The following is a 6,944-nucleotide window of genomic DNA, read 5'->3' on the forward strand; positions in this document are numbered from 1 at the left end:
TTTTTATTTAGAAATTTGAGCAGATAAATCACTATAAAAATAATGGATTATAATTTATACGTCAGCTCGTGTCGTAAAGATCATCAGACCAATATTTTCCAAGCATTTGAGTTTATATAATGACTAAAATTCATTGGTAGAATTGAGTTTAAGTCATGACAGAACGTATCAGAGAAAAATTGCAAATTTTGGCAGATGCTGCGAAGTATGATGTCTCATGCTCATCCAGTGGAAGTCAACGTAAAAATAAAGATAAAGGACTTGGAAATACTGGTTCAGGAATTTGCCATAGCTATACCGAGGATGGGCGATGTGTTTCCTTACTTAAAATCTTATTTTCCAATGTGTGTATTTTTGACTGCTCTTATTGTGTTTCTAGACGCTCAAATGATGTTAAAAGAGCGGCCTTTACTGTACAGGAAGTCGTAGATTTAACCATTAATTTTTACAGAAGAAATTATATCGAAGGGCTTTTTTTGAGTTCAGGAATTTTTAAATCTGCTGATTACACCATGGAGCGTATGTTGCAGGTGGTGAAAAAACTCCGTTTAGAAGAAAATTTCAATGGTTATATTCACCTTAAAACCATCCCGGGTGCATCACAAGACATTATTCATGAAGCTGGGCTCTATGTTGATCGTATGAGTATTAATTTGGAGATGCCAACTGAGGAAGGATTAAAAAAGTTTGCACCAGAAAAGACGCATGATGAGGTACAAAAAGATTTAGCTATTGTTCGAGATCGATTGATTCAGTTTAAAGATGAAAGAAAAATTATAAAGTCTGTACCAAAATTCGTCCCGGCGGGGCAAACCACGCAAATGGTGGTCGGCGCGCATCATGAAACTGACCACGATATTATCCTCATGGCAGATCGTCACTATAAAGAATTTAAACTTAAACGGGTTTATTTTTCTGGCTATATTCCGATCAATGATCAAGAAAAAGCATTGCCTGTTGTCGGTTCTGCACCTCCACTATTACGAGAGAATCGGCTATATCAGTCTGATTGGTTAATGCGTTTCTATGGATTTGAGGCAACAGAAATTGTCAATGAACAGCATCCGAATTTAGATTTGGATATTGATCCCAAACTGAGTTGGGCATTACGTCATCCTGAACAGTTTCCAGTAGATATCAATCGTGCTGAATATAGAATGATATTGCGTGTACCTGGGATCGGTGTACGTTCTGCCAAAAAAATTGTTCAGGCTCGACGCTTTGGTAAGATTCATATTGATCAAATCAAGAAGATGGGGATCGCATATAATCGGGCTGTGCATTTTATCCGCTGTGCAGATACGCCTGCATTTGTAAAAGATCAATTGCCGAGTCAGATTCGTCATCAAATATTACAAACAGGGCAGTCAAAATATACGCAGCAACTTTCACCGCAGCTGGACCTTTTATTTTAGATGGCAAAGTATATTTTCGATGGGACCATGACGGGATTGTTGTGCTGTATATTTCGTGCATTTCAGTTTAAAGAATTAGATGTCATGGTTGCCAGTCAAAACAGTCTTCAGTCAAGTTTGTTGGACGAAACGATTGTTGTAGAGTCTAATGAAATTCAGGCTGATCGCGTTTGGAAGGCATTTAAGCAAAGGGTTTCGTCTCATACACTACGTAATTTTTATTATACTTTCTTGTCTGAGCAGGAAAGTGCATTTCAACATTTATTTAATTTGAGTATTTACGTATTTTCAGCCCGTCGACCTGTCGATGCTGACTACGGTCATGCTGATGTGCTTGCAGTCTCAAAATGGGCGAAACAAGTGGGGCGTGAAAAGCACCGTATGGAGGCTTTTGTCCGTTTCAAAAAGTGTAAAGATGAATTGTTTTTAAGTTTGGTACGTCCTGATTTCAATGTTCTTCCTTTAATTGAAAGGCATTTCAAAGCAAGATATCAAGATCAACGTTGGCTCATTTATGATGAGTTACGAAATTTCGGCATATATTATGACCTAGAAAATGTCCATCAAGTCAGTATGAATGTATTTGATATTGATCAAAATATTGCAAAGGGAACCAGTCAAGATTTTAGTATTGAACTGGATGATAGTGAAATCCTCTATGATCAGCTTTGGAAAGATTATTTCAACAGTGTCAATATTTCTGCACGTAAAAATATCCGACTTCATATTCAATATGTTCCTAAACGTTATTGGCGTTATATGAATGAGAAGCTGATTTGAGCCTTGTATGTTTCTATAAATTCAGCAGCTTTCTTTGCTATGATGAGCTTGAATTTATTTTAATGTCTTCATTTAAGTTTTGAATTACTTTTAAAAATTAACAATATTTTTTATATAACCTGAAAATAGAGCGTACATCATGAAAAACCTTTTTCTGGCAGCATCTTTTGCAGATGTTTATTTGGATTTCGCACAGCATATGGATCAGAATTTAATCGGTAAGTCGGTAACATTTATCCCGACTGCGAGTAAACCTGAACAGACTACATTCTATGTCGAAGAGGATAAAAAAGCCTTTGAAAAGCTAGGTATTCAGGTTGACGTTTTACATATAGATGAGCAAGACATTCAGTCAATTGAAACGACGCTAAACAGAAATGACTTTATTTTTATTTCAGGTGGCAATACCTTTTATCTTTTACAGGAATTAAAACGATCCCAGGCTGACAAAGTCATTTGTAATTTGATCAATCAGGGAAAACTTTATATAGGCAGTTCCGCGGGTTCTATCGTATTGGGACCTGATTTGGAATATATCAAAACAATGGATGATGCTTCAAAAGCACCTGATTTGCTGAATACTCAAGCATTAGGTCTGATCAATTTTTCAATTTTACCGCATTTTAAAGATGAACCATTTTCAGAAATTACCACACAGATATTGAATGAGTTTTATTTCAAACAGGTTTTAGTTCCACTCACCAACCAGCAATTTATTTATATCAATTGATTATTTTTTAGGTCGTCGATGAAATATTTTAACCTGACTGTCGTTTTAAGTTTTTGTTTGGTTGTACAGGGATGTAAAAAGAAATATATCCAAGATTTTGAATATGAGCGCGTGAATCAGAATATATGTGCGCTGAAGCCCCAAGCCATATTCAATTCTGATGATTTCTCAATGCTTGATATTGTGTTTTTATATGCAAATGGAAATGTGAATGATGCGTTGACAAGTAAAATCTATCAATCAAGTGTGCAAAATTTAAAGGATCCACAGCAAAAATATATTTTTTGTTTAAATCAGTTGGATTTTTTCAAAGATTATTTAGAAACCCAGATTCGGATTGAGCTCATACGGGATAACATGATTGAGGAATATGAGTTTCGTAATTATTCTTGTGTGTTATTGCCTCATACACAGTTGAATTTATCAAAGAATAAAGCCATGAAGTATTGTGATTAAGTCTTGAATTATCAAAAAGAATAAATGAAATACTGAAGGTGATGTTTTTACTGAATTGGATTGGAATTTTTATAAGCCTGAGAACTAGAGTTTAAGCGCCTGATTATTTATTTCGTACTTTTGAATACTAGATGAACTTTGTATTGTGTGGCGACATGAATATCGCCATGGTGCACGGGAGTATAGAATGTATCCCTCGCTCAACAAAAGATTTTTGTCATTCAATAATGTATTCATCACATTGATTTTATTGATCAATAGAATTCATTTTTTAAGTTATGGATTTTAATAGGTTGACTATATCGTTGAGTGTAAGATAGTGATTAATTTTTATTTTTTATGAACGAACTAATCATTTTCAATATTCAAATCATTCACAATCCCGTCTCATTTTTTGATTTATAAAGGATGTCTGTTTACCGATATTTTATTTACAGTGGATGATTAAAGTCTCTATACAGAGAACACGCATAGAGACTTTTGATTGAAGTCTAATCAGTTGCACTGTAATAAGCGAATTGAGAGATTGAGCTCAGACATTATTTTAATCATCGACAACTTTAGAAAATCGCTCACTGTCTGCTTTACCAATTTGCCAATATGAGCACGCATAACAATCTTCTTTACTCCAATCGCTTTGCTTTCTAAGAATATTTCGACAAGCACGTACAGCCTGTAATTCAGCAGTAATATGTGCATAGCGGCTCGGGGGTAAGTTGATTAGCTCTGGATGTTTTGCTAACTCATCTGCCAATAAACTTTGCTTCAAAGGTGTAGGGTTATATAACCATATTTGCTCTAAATCAGCTTGTGTATTTAATTCGATCCGATCTGCAATCGTAGGCACTTCTGCAATCACATAAGCTTTACTGCTCGCAGGCAAGGTTTTTAAAATTGCCTGTGTGACCGCTAGACCTGTACTATCCGTAATCATCAGATAATGTTGAAGTCCTGTTGGGACGAGGTCTCGTGTTGCAGTAGACATGGTGACACCGATTTGATCGCCTTGCCGTGCACGATCTGCCCAATGGCAAGCAACCGTTTCCGTACCGTGCATTGCAAACTCAATGGTTAAAGTTTTATTGATGAGATCTATATCACGATGGGTATAAGTTCGAATTTCTGGCATAAGGGCTGGATTCTTGACGATCCATTTGCGTTGATCAAAATCAAAATCTGGAAGTTCTATTTGATTTTGGTCAGGTCTTGGAATAAAGACTTTATTGTTATCACCAATACTTGTATGTTTAAATTTATCTGTATCAGCACAGTCAAAAATGATGCGAATATAGTTGGGACCTAAATATATTTTTTCCTTCACTTGAATAAAAGTACAATGTGTATTCAAAGCCATAATTTATATTGCTCAATTAATAATAATTATCATTATCGTATATGTTTTTGAACAAAAGTGCCACTATTACAGTAATAATTCCACAGTTTAAAAGTAAGGAGTCTCAATAAATTTTTGGCTCATCTTGATGATTCAATGATGAAAATTAAAATTAATAATTAAAAACAATAGTATAAGATTTATTTTGTATTAAAAATAGCCAGTTTTATATTCACTATTAAGGCTGAATGTTTTAGACTTTAGTCTTAGTTAAGCAATAAGCTTAAAACTTTAAAAATGCGCAAAAGGGATTGCAGCATGTTGATGACCTTATTTATAGTGATGATTTTTGTTCTTACTCTGATTTGCTTATGGAGCGGATTGGAAATTTATCTAGATAAACGAAAAAATAATCACTAGTCATAACGGCATAATCAATATTGCAAAGTACAGTTGCTTTTCCATCATTCATTGAAATTCCCTCGAATGTTCAAAAAACATGCATTAAATCTAAGTTGTTGTTAAAGTTCTTGTAATTCAATTTTATTTTCGCTAGTATTCTTTCTCGAAAATACTCTATAGTCAGTATTTATAGGGCCTGTAGCTCAGTTGGTTAGAGCAGCGGACTCATAATCCGTTGGTCGACAGTTCAAGTCTGTCTGGGCCCACCATATAAAACAACCACTTACGTGTACTAATCGTAAGTGGTTTTTTTGTTTTTGTATTCTAGTAAGCAAATGGTAAGCAGCTTAAATCAACATTATTCTTAACTGGTTTTGTTGTGTAAAGAATTGAAAAATAGAATTTCCTGTAGTTACTCAAATTTAAGTGACAACATGGGTATGGAGGCGATCTAATTCTGGCATGGCTTAATCACAATTTAAGTTAATACTTTGAGATGCGAATTATGATGTATATGTCCCATTTTTTAGATCAGTTTATTACAAGTTTCTACGTAAGCGTCCGGTGAACCTCATAGTTATTTTTTAATTAAGTTAGATTTACAGCAGTGTGGTCGTAATTCATCTAGTCGGGACACTTTATGTGTTGACAGCCTTTTTAGCATATCACTTAAATAGGCATAGGAATCCAATCCATTCAGCTTTGCTGACTGAATGAGGCTTATCATATTAGCCGCTCACTTACAACTGCGCAGCGAGTCAGTAAACAACCAGTTCTTACGTCCCAAGGCCTACGGACACATCTGATTTTCGATCCCTTACGAAGTAATGCTTCTTAGGTTGATTGGTAAGTTACCATCAACCAGATAGCGGTAGAGTGCCTGCCAGAGTTTTAAGCTTTAGTTGATCGTTCGAACAGTTAGAGAACTCGATAGCCGCGTTAGATGGTGTTGGTTGAGCCATTAATACAGTTGTTGCATGATCGGTTGACTATGTTGTTGACAGTAGTGGCATGAATCCGGTTATTGGCGGTTTCATGTAGCCACCGGCCAATAGGGGGCCATTGGTAACAATCAACATCTAACAGTAAACTCGAAGTCTTCAAGCTTGCTTTTAATAACACAATAAAGCTTGATTTGAAGTATCCATTAAAGCGTTCAACTTTATCTTTGATTTGTGCAGAGTAGCGCTTACATATGCTGGGGCGTAAGCCATATTTTTTAGCACAGTAGAGCAGTTTAGGGTTTCAGTATGGTGACTGGTTATAATGTTGCAAGATATTCCCTTAAGATCCTGACCTTTCCTAGATATCCAAGCTCTAAAATTTCTTGGTAAAGTACAACGGCAGGAATCCATTCAGGATAAGGAGTATTTACGCGTTCAAGAAAATAAGGTTTATATGAGTCAAGAATACTTATTCTAGGTTGTAAGCCGATACTGTAGTGTGGACTTTTGCTCTAAATATTAACGCACGGTATTTTTAGATTCCGCAAGTTCTCAACTCATTACCTTAAATAAACCTTGTTTATACAGTGTTTAAACTGTCACTTCTTGCTCCAAAGTTAACATATTTGAGCAGTTCCAAATGACTACTATATTAACTAAGTGGCAGTTTTTAAATGCCGCTAGAGTGATATTTTACACTGCCGCTAAAATATTATAATTAAACCCAATTGATATATTAACTTAACCTATTAAGATGTTGTCATAATGGGGTTAATTAATTGTATGGTAAATTTTAGGTATAAGCTTATTCATTAGGAAATTTTACTTTTAAATAATCTGGTTTGAGCACCAGAGCTAAAAAAATTCTCATTACTAAAAAATAA

5 protein-coding genes, 1 tRNA gene and 2 pseudogenes are annotated in these 6,944 nt (G+C 35.0%); 5 read left to right on the forward strand and 3 right to left on the reverse strand.

The annotated features are described in order from the left end of the window. Positions 1–155 precede the first annotated feature (155 nt). From IMO47_RS09655 to IMO47_RS09670, 4 genes are all read left to right on the forward strand, one after another. A complete protein-coding gene (locus IMO47_RS09655) occupies positions 156–1,415 on the forward strand; it encodes a putative DNA modification/repair radical SAM protein (RefSeq protein WP_196074462.1) in 1,260 nt (419 codons plus the stop codon). Next, a complete protein-coding gene (locus IMO47_RS09660) occupies positions 1,416–2,195 on the forward strand; it encodes a TIGR03915 family putative DNA repair protein (protein ID WP_196074461.1) in 780 nt (259 codons plus the stop codon). A 139-nt stretch (positions 2,196–2,334) separates the two neighbouring features. Continuing rightward, on the forward strand, positions 2,335–2,925 hold the full coding sequence (locus tag IMO47_RS09665) for a Type 1 glutamine amidotransferase-like domain-containing protein (protein WP_196075365.1): 591 nt from the start codon (positions 2,335–2,337) through the stop codon (positions 2,923–2,925). A gap of 18 nt (positions 2,926–2,943) precedes the next feature. Then, entirely contained in the window at positions 2,944–3,381 is a 438-nt protein-coding gene (locus IMO47_RS09670) for a hypothetical protein (RefSeq protein ID WP_196075364.1), read from the forward strand. Positions 3,382–3,925: 544 nt separating this feature from the next. Here the strand turns inward: IMO47_RS09670 and IMO47_RS09675 are convergent. Next, on the reverse strand, positions 3,926–4,735 hold the full coding sequence (locus IMO47_RS09675; protein WP_196075363.1) for a siderophore-interacting protein: 810 nt from the start codon (positions 4,733–4,735) through the stop codon (positions 3,926–3,928). A gap of 573 nt (positions 4,736–5,308) precedes the next feature. On the opposite strand from IMO47_RS09675, the gene IMO47_RS09680 reads away from it, so the two are divergent. Further along, positions 5,309–5,385: transfer RNA gene (locus tag IMO47_RS09680), tRNA-Ile, on the forward strand. 308 nt (positions 5,386–5,693) lie between these two features. Here the strand turns inward: IMO47_RS09680 and IMO47_RS09685 are convergent. Both IMO47_RS09685 and IMO47_RS09690 read right to left on the reverse strand, forming a co-directional pair. After that, positions 5,694–6,122 (reverse strand): annotated as a pseudogene (locus tag IMO47_RS09685) (transposase domain-containing protein); the annotation flags it as partial. Then, positions 6,119–6,648: pseudogene (locus IMO47_RS09690) on the reverse strand (IS21 family transposase); the annotation flags it as partial. The pseudogenes IMO47_RS09685 and IMO47_RS09690, both read right to left, overlap by 4 nt. Between the last annotated feature and the right edge of the window lie 296 nt (positions 6,649–6,944).

Origin of the sequence: Acinetobacter sp. Res13-Abat-PEC15-P4-01, from assembly GCF_015676285.1 — a bacterium.
Lineage (GTDB): Bacteria > Pseudomonadota > Gammaproteobacteria > Pseudomonadales > Moraxellaceae > Acinetobacter > Acinetobacter nematophilus.